Here is a 24,367-nt window from a genome sequence, read left to right as displayed (position 1 = left end):
TGGCTCATGCTCCACTATGGCCCTATGCATTCACGGACCGCGGTCGCCGCAGCACTCGGCGTACCCCTGGTCCTCCTCCCGTCGGTGGCCTCTCTGACCCGTCCCGAGCTGGGGGCACCGCTGCTGTGGACCTCTGCCCTGGTCTCGGCAGCCGTGGCTGCCGTCGCCGCGGTGCGCAGCCGTGGGCTCGACCGCGCCGGGTGGCTGCTGCTGGCCGGTGCCATGGCGCTCAACCTGGTCGCCAACCTCCTCCAGGTCACCGTCGGGCAGGGCCTGGGGCTGACGCCCTCGGTGCTGTATGCCGTCGCGACGTGCCTGATCCTCCAGTCCGTGGAGTGCTTCGCCGCAGACTCGGCACTCAGGCTCGTCACCACGATGATCCACGCCACGCTGCTCACCGCCTGCCTGTGGACGGCTGTCTGGCACTTCGACCCCCAGCGGTGGCTCAGCGGCTTCGCCCTCGGCACCGGCGTGGAGTCGGTCCTCGTCGTCATCGGTCTGGTCGGGGGGATCTCCGCGGCCGTCATCAGCTGGTTGCTCGTCGTGCCGGCGCACGGCGGTCGCGCACGGGGGATCCAGGTCCTCGTCGGCCTGTCCGTCCTGAGCTCCACCGTCGGCGACCTGCTGACCTACCTGCTGCCGGGAGGTGCCGCCTGGGCCGTGTCCCAGTGCCTGTGGATCGCGCAGTGCGGCCTGCTGACGTGGGCGGCGCTGCTCGTCTCCCGGCGCCCCGCCGCACCGCTGGCCCGCACCCTGCACGACCCGCACCGCGACCTGTTCGTCGTCAGCGGGCTGAGCCTGCTCGTGGGGGCGGCGCTCATGCTCTCGGTGGGGTCGCTCGGGATCGAGGCCGGGACGGTGCGCGCCCTGTGCTTCATCCTCTTCCTGCTCGTCGCGCTGCACCTGCACGAGGGCCACCACTCCCGCCAGCTGGCGAGCTCGGTGCAGGAGCAGGAGCGCCACATGCGACTGCTGGTGAGCGAGACGCGCGACATCATCATCGAGCTGGACCGCACGGGCCGCGTCGTCTTCGCCTCGCAGGCGCTCAGCACGATCCTCGGCCTGCGCGAGAGCGACCTGGCCGGGCAGCACATCAGCGACGTCCTCCCGGACGTGTCGCCCGAGGTGCTGGCGCACCTGACCTACGCCCCCAACGCCCGTATGCAGTCCACCCTGCGCCTCGAGTCGGCCCTCACCACCACCAGTGCCGCGGTGGTGCACGTGGAGTCCGTCATCACCCCGCTGGCCCGGGGCTACCTGGTCGCCGTCCGTGACGTCTCCGAGCGGGTCGGCCTGCAGTCACGGCTGCAGCACGTGACCTACCACGACGTCGTCACCGGGCTGCCCAACCGGACGAGCCTGGACCGGGCCGTCCGGCACCGGCTCTACGAGTCCGCCACGGGCGAGATCTCCCTGCTGCTCATCGACCTCGCGACGGCCGGTCCGGCCGACAACACCGTGGGGGACGACGCCCGGGAGGAGCTGCTGCGGACCGTCGCCCGCACCATGCGCGCCACGATCCGCACGGGCGACTCCCTCGCCCGGTTCAGCGACCAGCGCTTCGCCGTCCTGCTGAGGCAGGACACCGACGCAGCGCAGGCCCTGGCCGAGGCGCACCGCGTCGTGGACGCCATCAACCGCCCCGACCTGATCCCCGACATCACGCTGCGCACGTGCGGCGGGCTCTGCATCGGGGGGCACACCGGCCTGGAGCTCGTGCGCAACGCGGAGCTCGCCCTGCGCCAGGCCTCCAGGGAGGGACCCGGCACCGTCCGCACCTTCGAGCCCACGATGCTCGCGCAGTTCGCCCGCACCCGCGACCTGCGCCGCCGTCTGGCGAGGCCCCCCGGTCCGGACCGGTGGACCGTCCTCTACCAGCCCATCGTCAACCTGCGGGCCGAGCAGGTGACGGGCGTCGAGGCGCTGCTGCGCTGGACCGACCCCGAGGGCGACTTCATCGGGATCGAGGAAGTCATCCGGCTCGCCGAGGAGTTCGGGTCGATCCTCGCCATCGGGACGTGGGTGCTGGAGCAGGCGGTCGACCAGGCCCTGCAGTGGTTCCGGCTGGGGCACCCGCTCACGGTGGCGGTCAACATCAGCGTCCACCAGCTCGTCGCCCCCGGCTTCGCGAGCACGGTGCACCGCGTCCTCGACGAGTCCGGGCTCCCCCCGGAGCTGCTCATCCTGGAGATCACCGAGACGGTCGTGCTCGAGCAGTCGGAGGAGACGGTGGCCACCCTGAAGGAGCTCCGCACCCTCGGCATACGGGTCGCCATCGACGACTTCGGCACCGGCTACTCCGGCCTCGCCAACCTGCGCTCGCTCCCGCTCGACATCCTCAAGATCGACCGGACCTTCGTCCAGGGGCTCGGCGCGACCAGCGGCGACGAGGCCGTGGTGGCGGCCGTGTCCCGCCTGGGGCGCGAGCTCGGGCTCACCATCACGGCCGAGGGGATCGAGACGCGTGCCCAGGAGTCGCGGGCCAGGATGCTCGGCATCACCGCCGCCCAGGGCTATCTCTACGCCCGACCGCTCCCCGCGGGTCAGATCCTGCCGCTCGCGGAGCAGATCGCGGGCGGGGCGGTGCTCGACCTGTGAGCCTGCCGGCTCGTCGACGACGTCGTCCGGGCGTGGTCGTGGTCACGTGTCCCGCGAGTTCCTTGCGAGAACCTACTCGCCAGTAGCATCATGGAACGACCCGTGAGCCGCGCGGGCACGTCATACCTGCCGCACCACCTCACCACCCGACAGGCAGGACGTCACGGAAGGGGACCCCTGATGGGGCACTACAAGAGCAACGTCCGAGACATCGAGTTCAACCTCTTCGAGGTCTTCGGGCGCCAGGAGGTCCTGGGCCAAGGGCTCTACGAGGACGTCGACGCCGACACCGCCAAGGAGATCCTCCACGAGGTCGCGCGTCTCGCCGAGAACGAGCTCGCCGACAGCCTCATCGACTCGGACCGCAACCCGCCGGTCTACGACCCGTCGACCTACTCGGTGACCATGCCCGAGTCGTTCAAGCAGTCCTACAAGGCCTACGTCGACGCCGAGTGGGGCAACCTCGACGTCCCGGCCGAGCTCGGCGGCATGGTCGTCCCACCGTCCCTGCGCTGGTCGCTCGCGGAGCTGGTCTGCGGCTCCAACCCCGCCGTGCACATGTTCGCCGCCGGGTACTCCTTCGCCAACCTCCTCTACTACCTGGGCAACGACGACCAGAAGAAGCTGGCCAAGCACATCGTCGACAAGGGCTGGCACTGCACGATGGTGCTGACCGAGCCCGACGCCGGGTCCGACGTGGGCGCCGGGCGCACCAAGGCCACCGACAACGGCGACGGCACCTGGAGCATCGACGGCGTCAAGCGGTTCATCACCTCCGCCGAGTCCGACATGGTCGACAACGTCGTCCACTTCGTCCTTGCCCGACCCGAGGGTGCCGGGCCCGGCACCAAGGGCCTGTCGCTGTTCATCGTCCCCAAGTTCCAGGTCGACCTCGAGACCGGCGAGCTGGGCGAGCGCAACGGCGCCTTCGTCACCAACGTCGAGCACAAGATGGGCCTCAAGGTGTCCACGACCTGCGAGGTCACCTTCGGCCAGAACGGCACGCCGGCCGTCGGCACCCTGCTCGGCGACGTCCACGACGGCATCGCCCAGATGTTCAAGGTCATCGAGAACGCCCGCATGTTCGTCGGCACCAAGGCGATCGCGACCCTGTCCACCGGCTACCTCAACGCGCTGGAGTACGCCAAGGAGCGCGTCCAGGGCTCCGACATGACCACGCCGGCCAAGGACGCCCCGCGCGTCACCATCACGCACCACCCCGACGTGCGCCGCTCGCTGATGCTGCAGAAGGCCTATGCCGAGGGCCTGCGCGCCCTGGTGATCTACACCGCGACGCAGCAGGACACCCTCGCGATGGCGCAGGGCGGGGACCCCGGCGCCGAGCTGCCCGAGGGCGACGACGGCGCCCGACTCGCCATGAAGGTCAACGACCTGCTGCTGCCCATCGTCAAGGGCGTCGGCTCGGAGCGCGCCTGGGTGCTCCTCGGCACCGAGTCGCTGCAGACCATCGGCGGCTCCGGCTTCCTGCAGGACTACCCGATCGAGCAGTACGTCCGCGACGCCAAGATCGACACCCTCTACGAAGGCACCACCGCCATCCAGGGCCAGGACTTCTTCTTTCGCAAGATCATCCGGGACAAGGGCACCGCGCTCGCCGCGGTCGCCGAGCAGATCCAGGCGTTCGCCGAGAACGGTCCCGAGGCCCTCGCGGAGGAGCGCGTGCAGCTCGGCAAGGCCCTCGAGTCGGTCCAGGGCATCCTCGGCTACATGGCGGGCGAGCTCATGGACTCCGACCCGCGCAAGGACGGCGACGTCCGCAACGTCTACAAGGTCGGCCTCAACACCTCGCGCCTGCTGCTCGCGGCGGGCGACCTGGTGGTCGGGTGGCTGCTGCTGCGGCAGGCCGAGGTCGCCCAGGCGGCGCTCGAGGCCGGCGCCTCCGGCAAGGACCAGGACTTCTACACCGGCAAGGTCGCTGCCGCCTCGTTCTTTGCCAAGACCGTGCTCCCCCAGCTGCGCTCGCAGATGGTCATCGCGCAGATGACGGACCTGTCGATCATGGACGTGCCCGAGGCCGCCTTCTGACCAGCTGACCAGCTCGTATGGCGGACGCCCGACGCCTCACGGATCACCGTGAGGCGTCGGGCGTCTCGGCATACGCGCCGATGATCCACGGTCGAGGTGAGGGCTCAGGCTCGCCGGCCGCGGCGCCGCAGGTCCGCGAAGTGGTCGACACCGTCGCTGACCAGGTGGACGAGGTGCGGGTCGTCGAGGGAGTAGACCTGCCGGCGGCCGTCGGCCCGGTGCGAGACGAGGCCGGACAGCCGCAGCCGCCCGAGGTGGTGGCTCGCCGTCGCGACGCTGACGCCCAGCGCATCGGCCAGGGAGGTGACGTCGTGCTCCCGCTCGGCGAGGCGCCACAGGAGCTGCACCCGCACCGGGGACCCCATGAGCGCGAACATCGCCGCCGCCCGGGCGAAGTCGTCGCACACGATGTCGTCGCGGTCGTAGCGGCTCAGGGCATCGTCCATGGCTGTCATTCTGATGATCCAATATTCTTAGAAGTGTTTGACAAAGGGTGATCCCCGTCGCATCTGGTGCACGATCGTCGCGGCGGTCGTGGGGCTGCTGGCCACCGGCTGGACCAGCGCCACGATCTCGGGATCACCCAAAGGTGCCCCCATCGCCCGCAACGTGATCGGCGGTTGCGCCGCCATGGCGCTGACCTGGACCATCGGCCACCTCTCGGCGTGGGCGCCGCCTGACCCGCACCTCCACACTCGACCACTGCCTCCCCGACCCCCAGGAGACCCCATGTTCGACCTCTTCGACGGCCTGCCCGTCCACGCCCTCGTCGTGCACGCCGTGGTCGTGCTCGCGCCGCTGACCGCTCTGCTCGCCGTCATCTATGCCGTCGCGCCCGCCCGTCGCCTCGGCCTGCGCTGGCCGCTCGCGCTCCTGGCGGTCGCCACCGGCGTGACCGGCTTCGTGGCGGGCGAGTCCGGGGAGAAGCTCGAGCACCGCCTCGGCGGCGGCAACCCTACCCTCCACGAGCACACCGAGGCCGGTGACCTGCTCAAGGTCGCCTGCGCGATCTTCATGGTGCTGGTCCTGCTGGCGATCTTTGTGCTGCTGCGAGCCGACCGCAAGGCTCCGGCGCGCAGCCCGCTGGCGATCGTCACCGCGGTGGTGCTGGTGCTGGCGTCCGTCGGCGTGTGCTACCAGACCGTGGTGACCGGTCACACCGGCGCCCGCGCGGTGTGGGGCGACCAGATCACCCCCTGACCCCTACGAGAGGGCGGGGCCGACCAGACCGGCGGCCAGCGTCGCGCCGGACGCCGGGTCGATCACGAGGAAGGCCCCCGTGGCCCGGTCGTCGAGGTAGTCGTCGACCGCCACCGGCTCGGCCAGCCGCAGCTCGACGCGCGCGATGTCGTTGAGCTGCACGGGAGCTCCGGGCTCGACCCACTTGAGGGAGTCGACGTCCCAGTGATCCCCGACACTCGTGAGGATCCCGCGGGTCGTGCGCGTCCCCGCCTTGACCAGCACGCGCTGGCCGGGCGTGGCCGGGCGCTCGTCGAGCCAGCACACGGTCCCGCCGATCTGCTGCACCGCGCGAGGGGCGGACGCCACCGAGGACAGCACCGAGCCACGGCCCACGTCGAGCTCGTCGCGCAGCCGCACCGTCACCGACTCCCCCGCACCCGCGACCTGAGCCGGCCCGGCCGGGGTGTCGATGGCCGTCACGACGCTCGTGAGCCCCCCTGGGGTCACGGTGATCTCGTCACCGACGGCGACCCGACCCGAGGCGATCCGGCCGGCCAGCCCCCGGTAGTCCGGGTGCTCCGCGGTCCGGGGACGGATCACCAGCTGCACCGGCAGCCGCAGCGGGCGGTCGACCTCGGCCGCCGCGTCGTCGAGGTCCTCGAGGAGGGTGAGCAGCGGCGGCCCGGCATACCAGCGGGGCACGTCCGGCGAGCCGACCGGCTCGGCGCTCACGACGCCCTCGCCCGTGAGCGCGGAGATCGGCACGATCCGCACGTCCCCGAGGCCGAGGCGCGTGGCGATGTCCGCGACCTCGCGGGCGACCTCCTCGAACCGCCCCTGGTCCCAGCCGATCGCGTCCATCTTGTTGAGCGCGACCACGACGTGCGGCATCCCCAGCAGGGCCATGACGGCCAGGTGGCGGCGGGTCTGCGCCAGGACGCCGTTGCGGACGTCGACGAGCACCAGTGCGGCGTCGGCGGTAGAGGCGCCGGTGACGGTGTTGCGGGTGTACTGCGTGTGGCCGGGGGTGTCGGCCAGCACGAAGCTGCGCCGCGGCGTCGTGAAGTAGCGGTAGGCCACGTCGATGGTGATGCCCTGCTCGCGCTCGGAGCGCAGGCCGTCGGTCAGCAGCGCCAGGTCGACCTGCTCGGACCCGCGGCGTCGGCTGGCCGCCTCGATCGCGTCGTAGGTGTCCGCGAGGATCGACTTGGTGTCGTGCAGCAACCGCCCGACGAGGGTGGACTTGCCGTCGTCGACCGACCCCGCGACGACCAGCCGGAGCTGGCGGCGGGTCGCGGCGATCTCGTCAGTGATCTCGGTGGCCCCGGTGGCCCCGGTGAGTTCGGTGACCCCGGAGACGTCGGCGGCGTCATACGTGCTCGTGCCCATCAGAAGTAGCCCTCTCGCTTGCGGTCCTCCATGGCGGCCTCGGAGAGGCGGTCGTCGGCGCGCGTCGCGCCGCGCTCGGTGAGCCGGCTGATCGACACCTCGGCGATCACCTCCGCGATGGTCGCGGCGGTGGAGTCGACGGCGCCCGTGCAGGATCCGTCCCCGACGGTGCGGTAGCGGACGCTGCGCCGCTCGACCCGCTCGCCGCTGCGGGGCCCGCCCCAGGGGCCGCTGGTCATCCACATGCCGTCGCGGGCATAGACGTCGCGGTCGTGCGCGTAGTAGATCGACGGGAGCTCGACGCCCTCGCGCTCGATGTAGTGCCACACGTCGAGCTCGGTCCAGTTGGACAGGGGGAAGACGCGGGTGTGCTCGCCCGGCGCGTGGCGGCCGTTGTAGACCTGCCACAGCTCAGGACGCTGGGTGCGCGGGTCCCAGCCGCCGAAGGCGTCGCGGATCGAGAAGACGCGCTCCTTGGCGCGAGCGCGGTCCTCGTCGCGGCGCGCGCCGCCGAGGACGGCGTCGAAGCGGTGGTCGCTGATGGAGTCGAGCAGCGGGATCGTCTGCAGGGGGTTGCGGGTGCCGTCGGGGCGCTCGGTGAGCCGGCCGTCGGCGAGCCACTGCTCGACGTGCGCGACGACGAGCTGCAGGCCGTGCCGGGCGACGACGCGGTCGCGGAAGTCGATGACCTCCGGGAAGTTGTGGCCCGTGTCGACGTGCAGCAGCGTGATCGGCAGCGGCGCCGGCGCGAGCGCCTTGAGCGCCAGGTGCAGCAGCACGGCCGAGTCCTTGCCGCCGCTGAAGAGCAGCGCGGGGCGGTCGAACTCGGCCACCACCTCGCGGATGATCTGGATCCCCTCGGCCTCGAGGGAGTCCAGGGTGGTGAGCGTCCGGGGTGCGCTGGCCAGGGTGGTCGTCATCGGATCCCCTTGTCGGTGAGCAGGGTTCGGAGGGCGGAGACGGAGTCCCCCACCTCCTGGTCGGTCGTGTCCAGCCGTATGTCGGGAGCCTCGGGCGGCTCGTAGGGGTCGCCGACACCCGTCAGGGTGGTGACCTCGCCACGGGCGGCGGCGGCGTAGAGCCCCTTGACGTCGCGGCGGGCGCACTCGTCGACGGGCGTGGCGACGTGCGCCTCCAGGTAAGGAACCCCGGCGGCCTCGTGGTCGGCGCGGACGGCGGCGCGGGTGGCGGCGTACGGCGCGATGACCGGCACGAGGGCGAGGACGCCGTTGCGGGCGAGCAGCCGCGCGACGTAGGCGACGCGCTGCACGTGCGTGTCCCGGTCCTCGCGCGAGAAGCCCAGCCCCGCCGACAGGTTGGTGCGGATCTCGTCGCCGTCGAGCACCTCGACGCGGCGGCCGTCCGCGCGCAGGTCGCGTGCGAGGGCCTCAGCGATCGTCGACTTGCCGGCGCCGGACAGCCCGGTCAGCCACAGCGTCGCGCCGCTCACAGCTGGATCCCGCACTCGATCTTGGCGGTGCCGCTCCAGCGCCCGGCGCGCGCGTCCTCGCCAGGGGCGACCCGGCGGGTGCACGGCGCGCACCCGATCGACGGGTAACCGCGGTCGAGCAGCGGGTTGCGGACGACGTCGTGGCGCTGCGCGTAGTCGGCGACGTCCTGGTCGGTCCAACTCGCGAGCGGGGCGACCTTGACGATCAGCCGGCGCTCGTCGAAGCCGATCACCGGGGTGTCGCGGCGGGTCGGCGACTGGACGCGGCGCACGCCCGTGGCCCAGGCCTCGAGCTCGCCGAGGGCGTCGTCGAGCGGGTGGGTCTTGCGCAGCGCGCAGCACAGGTCGGGGTCGCGGTCGTGCAGGGCGGCGCCATACTCGGCGTCCTGCTCGGGGACCGTCTGGGCGGGGGTCAGCGTGATGACGTCCAGCCGCGTGCGCCGGACCGTCTCGTCGCGGGTCGCCAGGGTCTCGGGGAAGTGGTAGCCGGTGTCGAGGAAGTAGAGCCGGGTGCCGGGCGCGACCTGGTCGACCAGGTGGGCGAGGATGCCGTCCTGCATCGAGCCGGCGACGGCCCAGTGCTCCCCGAACTCCCCTGCCGCCCAGGCGACCACGTCGTGGGCCGAGAGGGTCTCGAGGTGGGCGGCGTCGCGCTCGACGAGCTCGCGCAGCTCCTCCTCGGCGCGCAGCGTCGTGAGGCTCATGACGTCGCGCCCTCGCCGCCGGCCACGCCTGCGCCGGCGACCCGCGCACCGGCGATGCCCTCGTGGGAGAGCCCGACGAACCGCACGACGAAGACACGCGTGCAGTCCAGGCAGCGCCAGGCGCCGCGTGGCTCCTCGACCGGTCGCAGGTCCTCCTCGGCACAGTAGGGGCAGTGCATGACCGCGGCCCGCTGGGCGCCGTCGGCGCCGGGCACGTGCGTGCCGCTCACGACAGCGCCTCGTCGTCCACGCGGATCGTCCACTGCGCGAACGTCTCCTCGCCCTGGCGGTCGGCGACATACCGCCGCACGACCCGCTCGACGTAGTCACCCAGCTCGGCCTCGGTGACCTTGTGGCCCCGGATCTTGCGACCGAAGCCCGCCTCCGCGCCGAGCTGGCCGCCGAGGTGCACCTGGTAACCGGGGACCCGGTTGCCGTCGGCGTCGCGGACGATCTGCCCCTTGAGGCCGATGTCCGAGGTCTGGATGCGGGCGCACGAGTTGGGGCAGCCGTTGAGGCTGATCCCAACGGGCTGGCCGAGCTGCGGCTCGACGTCCGCGAGGCGCGTCTCGAGGTCCTCGACGAGGGCGGTGGCGCGGTCCTTGGTGTCGACGATCGCGAGCTTGCAGAACTCGATCCCGGTGCACGCCATGGTGCCTCGGCGCCAGGCGCTCGGGCGGGCCGGCAGACCCAGGGCGTCCAGTTCGGTGACCAGCGCCTCGGCCTGGGCGGGGTCGACGTCGAGGACGACGACCTTCTGCAGGGGGGTGAAGGCGATCCGGCCGCCGCCGTGGCGCTCCACCGCGTCGGCGAGGCCGCGCAGCGTGGTGCCGCGCACGCGGCCCACGATCGGGGTGACGCCGACGTAGACGCGGCCGTCCTTCTGCTCGTGGATGCCGACGTGGTCGATCGGCGCGCGGGGCGCCTCGGCGGCGGGGCCGTCGACGAGCGAGCGGTGGAGGTACTCCCCCTCCAGGACCTCGCGGAAGCGCGCGGCGCCCCAGTCGGCCATGAGGTACTTGAGGCGGGCGCGGTTGCGCAGCCGGCGGTAGCCGTAGTCGCGGAAGATCGCGCAGACGCCCTCCCACACCTCGGGGATCTCCTCGAGCGGGACCCAGGCGCCAAGGCGCTGCGCGAAGTGGGCGCTGGTGGACAGGCCGCCGCCGACGAGCAGGTCGAAGCCCGGGCCGTGCTCGGGGTGCACGACGCCGACGAAGGACACGTCGTTGATCTCGGGGACGGTGTCCCACTGCCAGGAGATCGCGGTCTTGAACTTGCGGGGCAGGTTGGACAGCTCGGGGTTGCCGATGTAGCGCCGCTTGATCTCCAGGATGGCGGGCGTCGGGTCCACCAGCTCGGCCGCCGCGATGCCGGCGACGGGTGACCCGAGGATGGCGCGGGGCACGTCCCCGCAGGCCTCGGTCGTCGACAGTCCGGCCTCCTCCAGGGCGCTCCAGATCGCGGGGACGTCCTCGATGCGGACCCAGTGGAGCTGGATGTTCTGCCGGTCGGTGACGTCGGCGGTGCCACGCCCGTAGCGCTCGGACACGTCGGCGATGGCGCGGAGCTGGCGCACGGTGAGCGCCTGACCATCCACGCGGATCCGCATCATGAAGTACTCGTCGTCGAGCTCGTGCGGCTCGAGCGTGGCCGTGCGCCCACCGTCGATGCCGGGACGGCGCTGGGTGTAGAGCCCCCACCAGCGGAACCGCCCGCGCAGGTCGTCGCTCGGGATGGACGCGAATCCCGCACGGGCGTAGGTCTGCTCGATCCGCTCACGCACGGCCAAGGGGTCCTCGGTGGCCTTGAACTCCTCGTTGTGGTTGAGCGGCTCGCGGTGCCCGAGCGCCCACTGGCCCTCGTTGTCCCCGCCGGCGCGGGGCCGAGCGGCACGCGTGGTGGTGGTCGTCATCTGGGGTCCTCTCCGGGCGGTATGACGAGGCGGGTCGTCGTAGGGCGTGCCGGGGGTCCGGCGGGTGGCGGGACGGGCCCGGGTGCGGGCCCGTCGGCGGGGCAGGGTGGGTGGTCGAGCTGGTGGCGTCGGGACCCAAGGTCGGCGCCCGGTCGCGGGGGTGGGCCGTGCAGGGCACCTGCGCCGCGTCGCGCGCGGTCAGCGGCCGGGACAGCTCGTCGCGCCCAGCCGACACAGGTCCACGTGACGTCGCGTCACGGCGTGGAACTCGGTGCTGGCCATGACACGACCATGCCACAGAGCAGCGCGCCATGCATAACGCAGCCCGCCCTTACGGATAACGTCTCATTATCCGAGCATCGCTCCCGGGCAGCAACGGGGACGTTCGTGCCCGCGAGGCGAGCACGAACGTCCCCGTTGCGCCGAGCGGGGGTCGGCCGAGTGGGGGTCAGGCCAGCGAGTTGGCCTTGAGCCACTCGTCCGCCACGTCGGCGGGCTTCTGGTGATCCACCGAGACCTTCTTGAGCAGGTCGGTCAGGGCCTGCGTGTCCAGCTTGGCGGAGACGGCGTCGAGCGCGCCCTTGGCCGTGCCGTCGAGCTTGCCCTTGACCGCGAGGGGCAGGACGTTCTGCGCGGCGAAGAAGTTCTGGGGGTCCTCGAGCACCTGGAAGTCGTTGACCTGGATGGCCGGGTCGGTGGTGAAGATGTTGGCCAGGTCCACCTGGCCGTTCTTGAGGCCCTGCACGGCGAGCGGACCGCCGGCGTCGAGCTTGCGGAACTGCTTGAACGTCAGGCCATAGGTCTTTTCGAGACCCGGGATGCCGTAGGACCGCGACTGCCACTCGGCGGGACCGCCGATCGTGAGCTGCTCCGACTTGCCCTTGAGGTCGGCGATGGACGTCACGCCCAGCTCCTGGGCCTTGGCCTTGGTCATCACGACCGCATCCTTGTCCTCGGCCTTGGCCGGCTGCAGGACCTCCAGGTGAGAGGGGAGCGCCGCCTTGAGCTCGGTGAGGATCGCGTCGGAGGTCTGCGCCTTCGCGTCCTTGTTGAAGTAGCGGTCTAGCGCGCCGGAGTACTCCGGGATCACGTCGATCGAGCCGTCCTTGAGCGCGGGGATGTAGGTCTCGCGCGAGCCGATGCCGAGCTTGGTGTCGACCTGCACGCCCTTGGCCTTGAGGGCACCGGCATACAGCTCGGCAAGGAGCTTGGACTCGGGGAAGTCGGCCGAGCCGACGGTCACGCCCGCTCCGCCGGACCCGCCCGCGGCGGAGCTCGCGGCGGACGAGCCGGTGGCGAGGGGGTCGTTGCCGCCGCCGCCGCCGCAGGCGGACAGCCCGAGGGCGAGGACGACGCCCGTGGCCAGGGTGAGGGTGGTGCGCGTCATGGTGGTCTCCTCCAGATGGGTCACGCCGCAGACGCGGGCGTGCGGTCGGGGGTGGTCGTGCTGCCTGCGCCGTGGGTCGAGGTCGGGTCCGACGACTGTATGCCGCCTCGGCGCGCTCGTTCGCGACGGGAGGTCGTCGCGCCGGTCAGGCCGCGGGAGACGACGAGTCGCTGGACGAGGGTGAGGAGCAGGTCGACGGCGAGGGCGAGCAGCGCGACGAGGATGCCGCCCCCGGCCATCTGGGCGTAGTCGCGGGCCGCCTGCCCGTCGATCAGGTAGCGCCCGAGGCCACCGATGGACACCGTGGCGGCGATGGTGGCGGTGGCGATGACCTGCATCGTCGCCGAGCGGAGGCCGGACATGATGAGCGGCATCGCGCACGGGACCTCGACCTGGCCCAGGACCTGCGCGCCCGTCATACCCATCCCCTTGGCGGCGTCGCGGGCGGCGGGGTCGACCTGCTCGACCCCGCTGTAGGTGCCGGCGAGGATCGGGGGGATCGCGAGCACGACCAGGACGAGGACCACGGGGACGAGGAAGGCCGCGTCACCCTGCAGCCGGGGACCGAGCAGGATGATCGCGAGAAAGAGCAGGCCGAGGGTCGGGACCGAGCGGGCGCCGTTGAGCACGTTGACGACGGCGACCTTGCCCCGGCCGGTGTGGCCGATCCACAGACCGAGGGGGATGGCGACCAGCGCCGCGAGCAGCACGGTCAGCGCGGTGTAGGCGAGGTGCTCGACGATGCGGGTGGGGATGCCGTCGGGACCGGACCAGTGGGTGGGGTCCGACAGCCAGGCGAGGAGCGAGGAGATCATGCGCGTGCCCCCGCCCCGCGGCGCCAGGGCGTGAGGGCCCGGGCAGCCAGGTTGATGACCAGGTCGAAGAGGAAGGCCAGCAGCACGCACGCGACGATCCCGACGACGATCGGGTCCATGAAGCCGGTGGAGAAGCCGTCGGTGAACAGTGTTCCGAGCTGCGGCATCCCGATGAGGGCGGCGACGCTGACGATGGAGACGTTGCTGACGGCGGCGACGCGCAGACCGCTCGCGATGACGGGCACGGCGAGCGGGAGCTCGACGGTGAGCAGGCGGCGCACGCGGCCGATCCCCATGGCGGTGGCCGCCTGACGAACGTCGTCGGGGACCGAGCCGAGCCCGTCGACGACGGTGCGCACGAGCAGGGCGACGGTGTAGAGGGTCATCGCGACCACGACGTTGACGGGGCTGACGATCTGGGTGCCGAGGATCAGCGGCATGAGGATGAACAGCGCGAGGGAGGGGATGGTGTAGAGCAGGCCCGAGCCGATGACGAGCGGCTGCCGGACCCAGCCGTAGCGCGTGGCGAGCCAGCCGAGCGGCAGCGCGACGAGCAGCCCGATGACCAGCGGCAGCCCGGACAGCCACACGTGCTGCAGGGCGAGCTGCAGCACGTCCGTCAGGTTGTCGCGCAGCCAGGTCATCCCACGCCCTCCTCGACCGGCGGCTGCTGCCGGTCTATCTGCGCGAGGACGTCCTGCGCGCGGACCGTGCCCACGAACCTGCCGTCCGCGTCGGCGATGACGCCCTTGCCCGTCGGCGAGGACAGGGCCGCGTCGAGAGCGGCGCGCAGCGTGCCACCCTCGCGCCCGACGGTCCCGCCGCGGTGCAGCAGGGTGCGGTCGAGCGTGTCCCGCACGGCCTCGACCCGGACCCAGCCCTGCGGCCGGCCGTCCTCGTCGAGGGCCAGCACCCAGGGCTCGCCGGCCGCGACCTCGCGGAGCCGCCCGGCGGAGTCGCCGACGCGGACGGTGGGCTCGTCGAGCAGGGGGAGGCGCGGGGCCTTCTGGAAGGCCAGGCCGCGGTAGCCGCGGTCGCGCCCCACGAAGTCGGCCACGAAGTCGTCGTGCGGGTCGCGCAGCAGCCGCTCGGGGGTGTCCAGCTGGGCCAGGGTGCCCCCGACCCGGAGCACCGCGATCTGGTCGCCGAGCTTGACGGCCTCGTCGATGTCGTGCGTGACGAGGACGATGGTCTTGCCGAGCTCGTCCTGCAGGCGCAGGAACTCGTCCTGCAGCTGCTCGCGCACCACGGGGTCGACGGCGCTGAACGGCTCGTCCATCAGCATGACCGGCGGGTCGGCCGCCAGCGCCCGGGCCACACCGACGCGCTGCTGCTGGCCGCCGGACAGCTGCGCCGGGTAGCGCCGGGCCAGGTCGGGGTCCAGACCGACGACCTCGAGCAGCTCCATCGCGCGGCTCCGGGTGGCGGCCTTGTCGCTGCCGAGCAGCCGGGGCACGGTCATGACGTTGTCCAGGATCGTGCGGTGGGGGAACAGGCCGGCGTGCTGGATGACGTAACCGATCCCGCGCCGCAGCTCGTCGGGGTTCATCGACCCTGTGTCCACCCCGTCGATGGTGATGGTGCCGCTCGTCGGCTCGATCATCCGATTGATCATCCGCAGGCTCGTCGTCTTGCCGCAGCCCGAGGGCCCGACGAAGACGGTGATGCGCCCGGTCGGGGCCTCGAGGGTCAGCCCGCCGACGGCCGTCGTCCCGCCAGGGAAGGTCTTGGTCACGCTGTCGAATCGGATCATGCCGAGAGGCTTCCTGACGTGAGGGGACGCGTGTTGGGCAACCGTACCCACCAGCCGGGCCCCGGCGCGGACTAAGGCGCAGCGAGCGAGTCGCCGGGCGCCCGGCATACAGTCCTGCCATGGCGACGCGGGGTGTGGTCCTGGCCGTGGAGGTCCTCCTCGACGGGGCGGGCGCGACGGCCGCGGCCGTGGCCCGGGAGGGGCGATGCGCCGAGGGCCCGCGCTACCAGCGGCCGGTCCCCGGGGTCGGCGCCGCACAGCGGGTCGCGGCTGCGCGCGCCGCGACGATCCAGCCGTATGCCGACGCCCGGCCGGCCCTGGACCGCCTCCTGGCGGCGGGGACCCGGGTCGCGGTGCTGGTGCGGCGCGAGGACCCCGCCCTGCGTCGCGGCCTTGCGCGGCTCGACCTCGACGCCCGGGTCCTGGTGCTCGGGCCGGAGGCCCTCGGAGGCTCGGCCGCCAGGCCTCCCGCGGACGCTGACCGCTGCCGCTCGGCGTGCGCAGCCCTCGGCACCCGGGTGGAGGAGACCGTCGTGGTCGGCGACGCCGCGCTCGTTCAGGCCGCGGTCGACGCGGGGACGCACGCCGTGTGGGTCAACCGGGCCGACCGCAGGGAGCTGGAGGGTGTCCTCACCGTCCCCGGCCTCGACGCGCTGCCGACGGCGCTGGCTCTGCTCTGACCGGACCGGTGGGCCTCGCACGATCGTCGGGGGATCGTTCACCGCTCAGTGGGTATGTCGATCGGCATCACGGTCCTGCGACGCGCGGGGCCACCGACGCTCCAGACCCGGGCGTTCCTCATCAGCAGGCCATCACACCACACCCCATGAGAGGGGCTGCCATGTCGAACCCCACGTTCGATCCCCAGAGCACGCGCGACGAGACGTCCACCAAGGACGTCGCCGCCGACGAGGCCAAGAACCTCGCCGGCACCGCCCAGCAGGGCGGCCAGCAGGTCGCCGACACCGCCAAGGTCGAGGCCCAGCAGCTGGCGGGCGAGGCCAAGGGCCAGGCCCAGGACCTCTTCCACCAGGTGCGCTCCGAGGCCACCACGCAGATCTCCGGCCAGCAGCAGCGCCTGGCCGGCTCCCTGCGCACCATCTCCGGCGAGCTGGACCAGATGGCCCACGGCGCGGACACCGCGACCGCGTCCGGTCTGGTCTCCCAGGCCGCCGGCACCGTCGACCAGATCGCCGGCTGGCTCGAGAACCGCGAGCCCGCGGACGTCCTCGACGAGGTCCGCCGCTACGCCCGCCGCAACCCCGGCACCTTCCTGGCCGGCGCCGCCCTGCTCGGCCTGATCGGCGGCCGTCTGACGCGTGGCCTGCAGGCCGACGCGCAGCGCAACGAGGCCTACGACGCGCGCTACGACACTCAGCGCCGCTCCTACGGCTACGTCGAGACCACCGCCCCGCGCGCAGGCTACGCCACCGAGGTCTACGACCAGGAGGTCACCACGACCACCTACGTCGACCCCGAGACGACCACGTACGTCGAGGGCGGCCGCGACGAGCGCCCCGGAGCGGGTGACCTTCGCCGATGACCCAGTTCGACGACTCGCCCGGCGCCACCGCCGCAGGCGCGGACCGATACGCGCGAGAGCCGCTCTCCCCCGGTGACGTCCGGCCAGCCGAGCCCCTGGAGGGCTCGCACCAGACGTACGACAAGGGCGAGCTGTCCTCTGTCGGAGGGCTCCTCGGCGACATCGCCAACGACATGTCCACGCTGCTGCGCCAAGAGGCCGCCCTGGCCAAGCTCGAGGTGCAGCAGTCGGCCAAGGCCGCGGGCAAGGGGGTGGGACTCCTCGGCGGAGCCGGGGTCGCCGCCCACTTCGTCCTGCTGTTCCTGTCCATCGCCCTGTGGTGGGGCCTCGGCACGGCGATGGACAACCACGTCCTCTCCGCGCTGATCGTGGCCGCCATCTGGGCCGTGATCGCCGCCGTCCTGGCCTCCATGGGCCGCAAGGACCTCAAGAACGTCAACGGAGCACCGCGCACGATCGAGACCGCCAAGCAGGTCCCCGATGCGCTCAAGGGAAACGAGAACCGCGCATGAGCTACGACAACACCCCCACCAGCAGCAACGACCCCGAGCAGCTGCGCCGCGAGATCGAGCGCACCCGGGGCAACCTCAGCCAGAACGTCAACGCCCTCGGTGAGGCCGTCGACCCGAGCAACGTGGCCAGGCGCCAGGCCGAGAAGGTCCAGGACAAGGTCGTCGGCGCCGGCCGGGGCATCAAGGAGCGGATCATGGGTTCGAACGACGACGAGTACGACGACGCGTACGGCCGCCGTCGCTACTCCTCGGGGGGTATGGACGACTCCGGCGCCGGCGTCGGCCAGCGGATGAGCGAGGCCGGGGACCGCGTGTCCGACGTCGCCTCCGACGCTGGTGACCGCGTGCGCGGCGCCGCCGGCACCGCCCGCGACAACCTCGAGCAGGCCCCGGCGATGGCTCGCCGCAAGACCCGCGGCAACCCGATGGCGGCCGGCCTGATCGCCCTCGGCGCGGGCTGGCTGGTCGGCTCGCTCCTCCCGGTCTCCGAGCGCGAGCGCGAGCTGGCCGTGCGCGCCAAGGAGACGGCCCAGGACAAGGGACAGCCCCTCGTCGAGGGCGCCAAGTCGATCGCCCAGGAGGCCGCCGACAACCTCAAGGCCCCGCTCCAGGAGGCCGCCGAGTCGCTCAAGGAGAGCGCTCAGGAGAGCGTCGACAAGGTCAAGGGCGAGGGCCAGGACGCCGCCCAGGAGGTCAAGGCTCAGGCCCAGGACTCCAAGGACAACGTCCAGCAGAAGCAGAAGAACAGCTGATCGCAGCACGCTGAGCACCACCGAGCAACGCTGAGCAGCACCGAGGGGTGGGTCCGGGCCTGATGGCCTGGCCCACCCCTCGGCCGTGCCCGCACCTCGTATGGCGGGGCGCGGGTCCCGGCATACGGGCTAGCTCTTGGCCTTGCCGCCCTTGCCCTTCTTGGCGTCCTTGCTGTGCTTGTCGTTCTTGCTGTGCTTGCTGTCCTCGTCGCCGTCGATCAGCGAGGCCGCGTGGTCCGGCACGTAGCGCTGCAGGTCGCGCGGCGGCCGCTCGTAGCCCCTGGCCTTGGGCCGGGCCGGGATCGTGACCTCCGGCGGGTCGATGTGGAGGTAGGGGATGGAGTCGAGCAGGTGCTTGATCACGTTGAGCCGCGAGCGCTTCTTGTCCTCGGACTCGACGACGTGCCACGGCGAGCTGGGCAGGTCGGTGTGGGCGAACATCTGGTCCTTGGCCTTCGAGTACTCCTCCCAGCGGGTGATCGACTCGAGGTCCATCGGGGACAGCTTCCAGCGGCGCATGGGGTCGCCGAGCCGTGAGCGGAAGCGCTTCTCCTGCTCGACGTCGGACACGCTGAACCAGTACTTGCGCAGGATGATCCCGTCGTCCAGCAGCATCTGCTCGAAGACGGGACACTGCTGCAGGAAGCGTTGGTACTCCACCTCGGTGCAGAAGCCCATGACCCGCTCGACCCCGGCCCGGTTGTACCAGCTGCGGTCGAAGATCACGATCTCCCCAGCGGCGGGCAGGTGCTCGACGTACCTCTGGAAGTACCACTGGGTGCGCTGCCGCTCGGTGGGGGCGGGCAGCGCCGCGATCCGCACGGTGCGGGGGTTGAGGTACTGAGTGATCCGTTTGATCGCCGAGCCCTTGCCGGCAGCGTCCCGCCCTTCGAAGACGATGACGACCCGGTTGCCCGTCTGCTTCACCCACTGCTGCATGGTGACCAGCTCGGCCTGCAGGCGCTCCAGCTCCTGCTCGTAGGCCTTGGTGGGCAGCTTGGGCGGCTTCGTGGCGTGGGCCTCGGTGTTGGTGCTGGTCTCGGTGCTGGTGTCGGTGCTGCTGCGGGTCGACGTCGGCGTCATGCGCCCATTGTGGCCGGGATCAGTAGCGGTCGCGCGGCGTACCCGTCTCGTGGTGCTCGATGACCGCGTCGTGGCGGGTGTGGCGGCGCTGCTGGTTGAGGATGAGCGTCAGGATGAGCGACAGCACGCCGGCACCCATGAGGATGAGCCCGATCATGCCGAGGTCGATGCCCGAGATCGCGTCGGCGACGGCGAACTTCAGGATCGCGCCGACCACGAGGAGAAAGATGCCGAGGCCGATGCCCATGGGGATGCTCCGAATCGTCAGGCCTCAGCAGGGCGCTGAGGTGAACACGAGAGTAGGCACCCAGTGGGTTGCCTTCGATCACTTGTGGTCAATCGATCACCCGTATGGCGGTCAGGCGCCCCGCAGATCGAGGAACAGGACGCCCGCGGCGCCCGCCACGAGGACGACCGGGATGCCCCAGTCCTGCTGATAGAGGTGGCACGCCGCATGCTCGGGCACCTCGCCGGTGACGGGGTCGCCGTCGCAGGCTGCGGCGCGGACGGACACGTGCAGGATGCCGTCGCCCACCCGAGGATCCAGCTCGAGCCGTCGGGTCAAGCCCTGGGCCGTGCCGGAGCCCTCACGCAGCAGGGCCGCGGGCGAGCTCGACACCATCAGCTGCGTCGGGTCCCCCCAGCGCAGGTCGAGCTTCTGCCCGGTCGGAGGCACGAAGTCCACCACCAGGTCCACCGCTCCGGGCGCGAGCTCGGTGGGAGGCCGCTGGGTGGTGTGCGCCACCCCCTGCACGCGGCGGGCCACGGCCGGTATGCCGACCCGCTCGACCCGGTGCGCCGCCGACTCGACCACGAGCAGGGTCTGGTCGTCCTCGACCACCAGGTCGCTCGGCTCTGCCAGGTCACCGAGCAGCGTGGACACCTCGCCGGTGGTGGGGTCGTAGCGACGCACGGCGCCGTTGTAGGTGTCGGCCAGCGCGACCGAGCCGTCGGGCAGGACGGCCACCCCGAGGGGGTGCTGCAGCAGCGCGTCGTCGGCCTGGCCGTCGACGTGGCCGAAGTCGAACAGACCCTGCCCGACGACGGTCTCGACCCTGACCTCGAGGCCCGGGCCGGCGCCGCCGACCACGGTCACGCGGCGCAACGCCGACGTCTCCGAGTCGGCCACCCACAGCACCTCCCCGTCGGCGGAGACGGCGAGCCCGGACGGTTGCGCGAACCAGCAGTCAGCACCCTCCCCGTCCCGGATCCCCTCGGCGGACGTGCCGGCCAGCACCTGGACCTCGTTGTCCTGCGGGTCGGCTCGCAGGTCGAGCGACCACAGCTGGTGGGTGCCGGCCATGGCGACGACCAGGCGGTCCTGCCACCAGGCGAGGTCCCACGGGGTCGACAGGTCCTGCGCGAGCGCGGTCCCACCGCCGGTGCGCTCGCGCAGCTGGGAGCCGGTGCCCGCCAGGGTGGTCCACTCCCCCGACGCCAGGTGGAGACCCCGCACCTGGTGGTTGACGCTGTCGGCGACCGCGACGTCGACACCGGTGCGGGCGGCCACGTCACGCGGCAGCAGCACCACGCCCTGCGGCTCCGCGAGGGGCGGGTGGGCGGCATACCGTCTCTGCTCGGTCACGAGGTCGGGTGCCAGCCGGACGATCTCGTGGTGCGCGGTGTCGGAGACGAGCAGCGAGCCGTCGTCGAGCGCGACCGCCTTGCCGGGGAAGCGCAGCGGCGAGGTGGGCGGCGGCGGGGCGACATACGGGCCGTCCCCGCGGCGGAGGGTCCCCTTGGCGTCGTGCTCGGCGAGCAGCTCGCGGACGAGGACCTCGAGGCCGTGCGCGTGCCCCTCCCCCGACATGGACGCGACGACGTAGCCCTCGGGGTCGATGACGACGAGGGTCGGCCAGGCGCGCGCGGCGTAGGCCTGCCAGGTGACCAGGTCCGGGTCGTCGAGGACGGGGTGGTGCACGGCGTAGCGCTCGACGGCGGCGACCAGCGCGACGGGGTCGGCCTCGTGCACGAACTTGGGCGAGTGGACGCCGACCAGCACCAGGCTGTCGGCGAGCTCCTGCTCCAGGGGCCGCAGCTCGTCCAGGACGTGGAGGCAGTTGACGCAGCAGAAGGTCCAGAAGTCCAGGACGACCACCTTGCCGCGCAGCTCGGCGAGGGTGAGCTCGCGCCCGCCGGTGTTGAGCCAGCCCCGGCCGACGAGCTCGGGGGCGCGGACGCGGGCACGACGATCAGTCATGGCAGGCAAACCTACCCCCGGTGGGTCTGGTCGGGGCCGGCCATCCGGCCCAGCCGCTCGTTGTAGGCCCGCAGCTCGGCGTCCTCGTCGCGGTCCGCCTCGCGGTCGTAGCGGCGGCTCTCGCGCGAGTCCGACCGCACCCAGTCGGCCACGACCAGCAGCGCGAGGATCATCGTGGGGAGCTCGCCGATCCCCCACGCGATGGCGCCGCCGTCCTGCTGGTCCTGCAGGAGGTTCCAGCCCCAGCCGAGCTGCAGCGCCTCGTAGAACGCGGGCGCCAGCAGCGTCGTCCCCGACATCAGGGCGATCCCGAACCACGCGTGGAAGCCCAGCGTCCCGAGGAGCAGGACCAGGCGGCCCGGGGCCGGCCACTTGCGGGGGCCCGGGTCGACCCCGATCAGCACCCACGCGAAGCCGTAGCCCGCGAGGACGAAGTGCACGACCATGAGCACGTGCCCGGTGTGCGTGCGCAGCGCCAGCTCGAACAACGGCGTGAAGTAGAAGACGATCAGGCTCGCGTAGAAGTTGATCGCGGCCACCAGCGGGTTGGCCATGAACCCCACCCAGCGGGACCCGAGGGCCGCCACGAGCAACTCGCGCGGACCGAAGGACCCGTCGTGACGCGGGCGCAGCACCCGGAGCGCCAGCGTCGACGGCGCGCCGAGGACCAGCAGCATCGGGACGCCCATCATCAGCGCCATGTGCATCGACATGTGCCACGAGAAGGACACCTTGCCGAGCACCCCGGGCGCGCCCTGCGTCGCGAGCAGGAAGGCCGCGTGGCCGGCCAGCCAGGCGAGGGTGCGCGTGACGGGCCAGCGGTCGCCGCGGCGGTGCAGCACCCGCACGCCGCGGAGGTAGAGACCGACGGCGAGCAGCGAAAGGGACAGCCACAGCCAGTCGACGCGCCAGGTCGTCAGCCAGGACCACCCGTGGGGCGCGGCCGGCGCCGGGTAGCCCGTGAGCGACTCGGCCGCCGAGATGCCGGCCTGGATCTCGGGGACGGGTGGGGCCGAGCGGGAGAGGGCCACCCCGAGCCCGACGGCGAGGCCCATGACGGCGAGCTCGATGGCGGCGAACCCCGCGAATCCGGCGGCCAGCGCGGGGTTCTCGCGCAAGCGAGCGACATACGCGCGCCGTTGCCGCAGGCCGACCAGGGCGAGGGCCACGAGCAGGAGGAGCTTGAGCCCGATGATCAGCCCGTATGACGACGCGAGCCCCCGCCACGAGCCGACCCGCACGGCGGCGTTGAGCACGCCGGACAGCGCCACGAACGCCAGCGACCAGGTGGCCACGTGGGAGTAGCGCTCGACGGTGACGCCGAGGTCGCGGCCGCGCAGCACCGGCCGTAGGACGAGGATCCCGAGCAGGCCACCGAGCCACAGGACGGCGCCGAGGAGGTGGTACTGCAGGGAGGTGACGGCGGTGTCGTGGGCGACCGACCCGGCGGCGTGACCCGCGAGGCCGAGGGGAAAGAGGGCGACCAGGCCGAGGAAGAGCATCCAGGCCAGGGTGTAGCGGGAGCGGCCGACCGCCGCGCCGGTGGTGACCACCATGCCGATCAGCGACGACACGACGGTGGCCCGGATGGCGTCGAAGCTCATCGCGAACGCGCCGAACTGGTCGCCGAACTGCGGGTCCGCAGGAGACATCCCCGCCGCGTCGGCGAAGGTCAGCACGACCCCGGCCAGTCCGGCCACGACCCAGACCATCCCCGTGAGGCTGGCCGCGCGGGCCGCCGCCACCCGCCGGGTCCCCGCGCGGTCGTCGGGCACGAGCATGGTGCCGACGAGGAGCAGCCCGACGGTGGCGGCGAGCGCGACGTCGTGGACGGCCCGGACCAGCGGCAGCCCCCACCGCACCGACGGTCCCGCGTCGCCGAGGCCGGTCGCCAGCTCGGTGAAGGCACCCGTCGCCAGGCCACCGGCCAGCAGCGCCACCAGCGCCCCCGCGAGGGGGACCGCGGCGATCACCGGACGGGCCTCCCGGTGATCGTCCTGGTGGGGCGCGGACGGGGAGGCGACCTGGGTGCTGCTCACCCCCTCCAGACTAAGGCGACGCAGGGGCGCGATCCGCTGCCCTCGTCGTTAGGGTGGGGCCATGCCCATCCACCCGGCACCACCCACGGACCTGCCCGGCCTCGTCACCGCGTTCGCGCACACCGCGCAGGCCGTCACCGACCTGGGCCGCGGGCTCACCGACGAGCAGCTCGCGCTGCCCACCGACTGCCCCGGCTGGACGGTCAAGGACCACATCTCCCACGTCGTGGCCCTCGAGTCCCACCTCGAGGGCCTGCCGGAGCCGCACGTGGAGGTGCCCGACCACGACCACATCCGCAACGACCTCGGCCGGTTCATGGAGGTCGGCGTCGAGGCTCGCCGTTCACGGGCGGGGGTCGACGTCGTGCGGGAGCTGGAGTACGTCCTGAGTCGTCGCATCGCGACCGTGGGCAGCCCGGGGCTCGAGCTGGACTCCATCGTGGCCGGCATGCGGGACGAGCCCACCACCGTCGGCGAGCTGCTGCGGATGCGCACCATGGACATCTGGGTGCACGAGCAGGACATCCGCGCGGCTCTGGACGAGCCGGGCAACCTGGACTCCCCCGCCGCCGCGGTCTTCGTGGCGCGGGCGGTGCGCACCGTCCCGCAGGCCATCGCGCGCCGCGCCGAGGTGCCCGTCGGCGACACCGTGATCCTCGAGCTCACCGGTCCCGTGACCGCGCGCATCGGCGTGCGGGTCGAGGACGGGACGGCCGAGGACCCGCGGCCGCGCGGGGTCGTGCTGTTCGGCGGCGAGGGGGACCAGCAGGCAGCGGGCAGCACCACGACGACGATGCGGGCCATCGACCCCTCCACGCAGATCACCACCGCCAAGCTGTCCACCAGCGCGTTCGAGCGGCTCGCTGCAGGACGCCGCACGGTGGACCAGGTGACCTACACGGTCGGTGGGGGCGACGAGGCGGTCGCCCGTCGCGTCCTGGCGAGCCTCAGCTTCACGCCCTGACCCCCTGGCGCCTCCGCGCCCCACGCCCCCACGCCCCC

24 protein-coding genes are annotated in these 24,367 nt (G+C 72.3%); 8 read left to right on the top strand and 16 right to left on the bottom strand.

Going from position 1 to position 24,367, the window contains the following annotated elements; all coding sequences use genetic code 11:
• Positions 1-24: 24 nt before the first annotated feature.
• Together ACF3NS_RS05085 and ACF3NS_RS05080 are read left to right on the top strand one after the other, a co-directional pair.
• The gene (locus tag ACF3NS_RS05085) at positions 25-2,598 is read left to right on the top strand and encodes a putative bifunctional diguanylate cyclase/phosphodiesterase (RefSeq protein ID WP_392468233.1); all 2,574 of its coding nucleotides are present in this window, start codon (positions 25-27) and stop codon (positions 2,596-2,598) included.
• A 180-nt stretch (positions 2,599-2,778) separates the two neighbouring features.
• Positions 2,779-4,644: an acyl-CoA dehydrogenase gene (locus ACF3NS_RS05080; protein ID WP_392468230.1), complete on the top strand. Its 1,866-nt coding sequence runs from the start codon at positions 2,779-2,781 to the stop codon at positions 4,642-4,644.
• Positions 4,645-4,748: 104 nt separating this feature from the next.
• On the opposite strand, the gene ACF3NS_RS05075 is transcribed toward ACF3NS_RS05080, so the two are convergent.
• Both ACF3NS_RS05075 and ACF3NS_RS05070 read right to left on the bottom strand, forming a co-directional pair.
• Positions 4,749-5,090, bottom strand: coding sequence for an ArsR/SmtB family transcription factor (locus ACF3NS_RS05075; protein ID WP_392468227.1), 342 nt, complete (start codon positions 5,088-5,090; stop codon positions 4,749-4,751).
• Between the two features lie 27 nt (positions 5,091-5,117).
• A complete protein-coding gene (locus tag ACF3NS_RS05070; protein WP_154592398.1) occupies positions 5,118-5,294 on the bottom strand; it encodes a hypothetical protein in 177 nt (58 codons plus the stop codon).
• 79 nt (positions 5,295-5,373) lie between these two features.
• Here ACF3NS_RS05070 and ACF3NS_RS05065 point away from each other — a divergent pair, with 79 nt between their 5' ends.
• Positions 5,374-5,844: a DUF2231 domain-containing protein gene (locus ACF3NS_RS05065; protein ID WP_154592399.1), complete on the top strand. Its 471-nt coding sequence runs from the start codon at positions 5,374-5,376 to the stop codon at positions 5,842-5,844.
• Positions 5,845-5,847: 3 nt separating this feature from the next.
• Here ACF3NS_RS05065 and ACF3NS_RS05060 read toward each other — a convergent pair whose 3' ends face one another.
• From ACF3NS_RS05060 to ACF3NS_RS05015, 10 genes are all read right to left on the bottom strand, one after another.
• The gene (locus ACF3NS_RS05060) at positions 5,848-7,215 is read right to left on the bottom strand and encodes a sulfate adenylyltransferase subunit 1 (RefSeq protein ID WP_392468223.1); all 1,368 of its coding nucleotides are present in this window, start codon (positions 7,213-7,215) and stop codon (positions 5,848-5,850) included.
• Positions 7,215-8,135 (bottom strand): sulfate adenylyltransferase subunit CysD, encoded by a 921-nt coding sequence (cysD, locus tag ACF3NS_RS05055; RefSeq protein ID WP_154592401.1) that lies wholly within the window; start codon positions 8,133-8,135, stop codon positions 7,215-7,217. The genes ACF3NS_RS05060 and cysD overlap by 1 nt, the downstream gene beginning before the upstream one ends.
• Positions 8,132-8,665, bottom strand: a complete 534-nt coding sequence (gene cysC, locus ACF3NS_RS05050; RefSeq protein ID WP_288799464.1) for an adenylyl-sulfate kinase — start codon at positions 8,663-8,665, stop codon at positions 8,132-8,134. The genes cysD and cysC overlap by 4 nt, the downstream gene beginning before the upstream one ends.
• Positions 8,662-9,369, bottom strand: coding sequence for a phosphoadenylyl-sulfate reductase (locus tag ACF3NS_RS05045; protein ID WP_154592402.1), 708 nt, complete (start codon positions 9,367-9,369; stop codon positions 8,662-8,664). The genes cysC and ACF3NS_RS05045 overlap by 4 nt, the downstream gene beginning before the upstream one ends.
• Complete coding sequence (locus ACF3NS_RS05040; protein WP_230082646.1) at positions 9,366-9,599, bottom strand: hypothetical protein; 234 nt, start codon at positions 9,597-9,599, stop codon at positions 9,366-9,368. Before ACF3NS_RS05040 ends, ACF3NS_RS05045 begins: the two co-directional genes overlap by 4 nt.
• A complete protein-coding gene (locus ACF3NS_RS05035; RefSeq protein ID WP_392468219.1) occupies positions 9,596-11,281 on the bottom strand; it encodes a nitrite/sulfite reductase in 1,686 nt (561 codons plus the stop codon). The genes ACF3NS_RS05040 and ACF3NS_RS05035 overlap by 4 nt, the downstream gene beginning before the upstream one ends.
• Before the next feature lie 448 nt (positions 11,282-11,729).
• Complete coding sequence (locus tag ACF3NS_RS05030) at positions 11,730-12,668, bottom strand: ABC transporter substrate-binding protein (RefSeq protein ID WP_392468217.1); 939 nt, start codon at positions 12,666-12,668, stop codon at positions 11,730-11,732.
• Positions 12,669-12,688: 20 nt separating this feature from the next.
• Positions 12,689-13,483: an ABC transporter permease gene (locus ACF3NS_RS05025; protein ID WP_392468215.1), complete on the bottom strand. Its 795-nt coding sequence runs from the start codon at positions 13,481-13,483 to the stop codon at positions 12,689-12,691.
• Entirely contained in the window at positions 13,480-14,127 is a 648-nt protein-coding gene (locus ACF3NS_RS05020; RefSeq protein WP_154592406.1) for an ABC transporter permease, read from the bottom strand. The genes ACF3NS_RS05025 and ACF3NS_RS05020 overlap by 4 nt, the downstream gene beginning before the upstream one ends.
• Entirely contained in the window at positions 14,124-15,236 is a 1,113-nt protein-coding gene (locus tag ACF3NS_RS05015) for an ABC transporter ATP-binding protein (RefSeq protein ID WP_392468213.1), read from the bottom strand. The genes ACF3NS_RS05020 and ACF3NS_RS05015 overlap by 4 nt, the downstream gene beginning before the upstream one ends.
• A gap of 119 nt (positions 15,237-15,355) precedes the next feature.
• On the opposite strand from ACF3NS_RS05015, the gene ACF3NS_RS05010 reads away from it, so the two are divergent.
• The 4 genes from ACF3NS_RS05010 (at position 15,356) to ACF3NS_RS04995 (ending at position 18,043) form a co-directional block, all read left to right on the top strand.
• A complete protein-coding gene (locus ACF3NS_RS05010; RefSeq protein ID WP_154592408.1) occupies positions 15,356-15,916 on the top strand; it encodes an HAD family hydrolase in 561 nt (186 codons plus the stop codon).
• A gap of 161 nt (positions 15,917-16,077) precedes the next feature.
• Positions 16,078-16,779, top strand: coding sequence for a hypothetical protein (locus tag ACF3NS_RS05005; protein ID WP_392468212.1), 702 nt, complete (start codon positions 16,078-16,080; stop codon positions 16,777-16,779).
• Positions 16,776-17,291, top strand: a complete 516-nt coding sequence (locus ACF3NS_RS05000; RefSeq protein ID WP_392468209.1) for a phage holin family protein — start codon at positions 16,776-16,778, stop codon at positions 17,289-17,291. Before ACF3NS_RS05005 ends, ACF3NS_RS05000 begins: the two co-directional genes overlap by 4 nt.
• On the top strand, positions 17,288-18,043 hold the full coding sequence (locus ACF3NS_RS04995; protein ID WP_392468208.1) for a DUF3618 domain-containing protein: 756 nt from the start codon (positions 17,288-17,290) through the stop codon (positions 18,041-18,043). The genes ACF3NS_RS05000 and ACF3NS_RS04995 overlap by 4 nt, the downstream gene beginning before the upstream one ends.
• 129 nt (positions 18,044-18,172) lie before the next feature.
• Here the strand turns inward: ACF3NS_RS04995 and ppk2 are convergent, their stop codons facing one another.
• The 4 genes from ppk2 to ACF3NS_RS04975 all read right to left on the bottom strand — a co-directional run bounded on the left by ppk2 (position 18,173) and on the right by ACF3NS_RS04975 (position 23,365).
• Positions 18,173-19,126, bottom strand: a complete 954-nt coding sequence (gene ppk2, locus ACF3NS_RS04990; protein WP_392468207.1) for a polyphosphate kinase 2 — start codon at positions 19,124-19,126, stop codon at positions 18,173-18,175.
• Positions 19,127-19,145: 19 nt separating this feature from the next.
• On the bottom strand, positions 19,146-19,373 hold the full coding sequence (locus tag ACF3NS_RS04985) for a DUF6458 family protein (RefSeq protein WP_154592413.1): 228 nt from the start codon (positions 19,371-19,373) through the stop codon (positions 19,146-19,148).
• 111 nt (positions 19,374-19,484) lie between these two features.
• Positions 19,485-21,326 carry an NHL domain-containing thioredoxin family protein gene (locus ACF3NS_RS04980; RefSeq protein WP_392468205.1) on the bottom strand — a complete coding sequence of 614 codons (1,842 nt, stop codon included), beginning with the start codon at positions 21,324-21,326 and terminating at the stop codon, positions 19,485-19,487.
• A gap of 11 nt (positions 21,327-21,337) precedes the next feature.
• Positions 21,338-23,365, bottom strand: coding sequence for a cytochrome c oxidase assembly protein (locus ACF3NS_RS04975; RefSeq protein WP_392468204.1), 2,028 nt, complete (start codon positions 23,363-23,365; stop codon positions 21,338-21,340).
• Positions 23,366-23,426: 61 nt separating this feature from the next.
• Here ACF3NS_RS04975 and ACF3NS_RS04970 point away from each other — a divergent pair, with 61 nt between their 5' ends.
• Entirely contained in the window at positions 23,427-24,329 is a 903-nt protein-coding gene (locus ACF3NS_RS04970) for a maleylpyruvate isomerase family mycothiol-dependent enzyme (RefSeq protein ID WP_392468202.1), read from the top strand.
• Positions 24,330-24,367 lie beyond the last annotated feature (38 nt).

It is taken from the genome of Arsenicicoccus cauae, assembly GCF_043162025.1.
GTDB lineage: Bacteria > Actinomycetota > Actinomycetes > Actinomycetales > Dermatophilaceae > Arsenicicoccus > Arsenicicoccus cauae.
Note: the sequence above shows the minus strand (reverse complement) of the source record. Positions and strands in the feature narration are given on the sequence as shown.

What these genes read in the sequence shown, in the direction of transcription:
- ACF3NS_RS04995 (WP_392468208.1), top strand. Translation starts at nt 17,288, where the DNA reads ATGAGCTACGACAACACCCCCACCAGCAGCAACGACCCCGAGCAGCTG.
- ACF3NS_RS05030 (WP_392468217.1), bottom strand. Translation starts at nt 12,668, where the DNA reads ATGACGCGCACCACCCTCACCCTGGCCACGGGCGTCGTCCTCGCCCTC.
- ACF3NS_RS05085 (WP_392468233.1), top strand. Translation starts at nt 25, where the DNA reads ATGCATTCACGGACCGCGGTCGCCGCAGCACTCGGCGTACCCCTGGTC.
- ACF3NS_RS04970 (WP_392468202.1), top strand. Translation starts at nt 23,427, where the DNA reads ATGCCCATCCACCCGGCACCACCCACGGACCTGCCCGGCCTCGTCACC.
- ppk2 (WP_392468207.1), bottom strand. Translation starts at nt 19,126, where the DNA reads ATGACGCCGACGTCGACCCGCAGCAGCACCGACACCAGCACCGAGACC.
- ACF3NS_RS05005 (WP_392468212.1), top strand. Translation starts at nt 16,078, where the DNA reads ATGTCGAACCCCACGTTCGATCCCCAGAGCACGCGCGACGAGACGTCC.
- ACF3NS_RS05015 (WP_392468213.1), bottom strand. Translation starts at nt 15,236, where the DNA reads ATGATCCGATTCGACAGCGTGACCAAGACCTTCCCTGGCGGGACGACG.
- ACF3NS_RS05065 (WP_154592399.1), top strand. Translation starts at nt 5,374, where the DNA reads ATGTTCGACCTCTTCGACGGCCTGCCCGTCCACGCCCTCGTCGTGCAC.
- ACF3NS_RS05045 (WP_154592402.1), bottom strand. Translation starts at nt 9,369, where the DNA reads ATGAGCCTCACGACGCTGCGCGCCGAGGAGGAGCTGCGCGAGCTCGTC.
- ACF3NS_RS04985 (WP_154592413.1), bottom strand. Translation starts at nt 19,373, where the DNA reads ATGGGCATCGGCCTCGGCATCTTTCTCCTCGTGGTCGGCGCGATCCTG.
- ACF3NS_RS05010 (WP_154592408.1), top strand. Translation starts at nt 15,356, where the DNA reads ATGGCGACGCGGGGTGTGGTCCTGGCCGTGGAGGTCCTCCTCGACGGG.
- ACF3NS_RS05070 (WP_154592398.1), bottom strand. Translation starts at nt 5,294, where the DNA reads ATGGTCCAGGTCAGCGCCATGGCGGCGCAACCGCCGATCACGTTGCGG.
- ACF3NS_RS05080 (WP_392468230.1), top strand. Translation starts at nt 2,779, where the DNA reads ATGGGGCACTACAAGAGCAACGTCCGAGACATCGAGTTCAACCTCTTC.
- ACF3NS_RS04980 (WP_392468205.1), bottom strand. Translation starts at nt 21,326, where the DNA reads ATGACTGATCGTCGTGCCCGCGTCCGCGCCCCCGAGCTCGTCGGCCGG.
- ACF3NS_RS05035 (WP_392468219.1), bottom strand. Translation starts at nt 11,281, where the DNA reads ATGACGACCACCACCACGCGTGCCGCTCGGCCCCGCGCCGGCGGGGAC.
- ACF3NS_RS05075 (WP_392468227.1), bottom strand. Translation starts at nt 5,090, where the DNA reads ATGGACGATGCCCTGAGCCGCTACGACCGCGACGACATCGTGTGCGAC.
- ACF3NS_RS05025 (WP_392468215.1), bottom strand. Translation starts at nt 13,483, where the DNA reads ATGATCTCCTCGCTCCTCGCCTGGCTGTCGGACCCCACCCACTGGTCC.
- ACF3NS_RS05020 (WP_154592406.1), bottom strand. Translation starts at nt 14,127, where the DNA reads ATGACCTGGCTGCGCGACAACCTGACGGACGTGCTGCAGCTCGCCCTG.
- cysD (WP_154592401.1), bottom strand. Translation starts at nt 8,135, where the DNA reads ATGACGACCACCCTGGCCAGCGCACCCCGGACGCTCACCACCCTGGAC.
- ACF3NS_RS05060 (WP_392468223.1), bottom strand. Translation starts at nt 7,215, where the DNA reads ATGGGCACGAGCACGTATGACGCCGCCGACGTCTCCGGGGTCACCGAA.
- ACF3NS_RS05000 (WP_392468209.1), top strand. Translation starts at nt 16,776, where the DNA reads ATGACCCAGTTCGACGACTCGCCCGGCGCCACCGCCGCAGGCGCGGAC.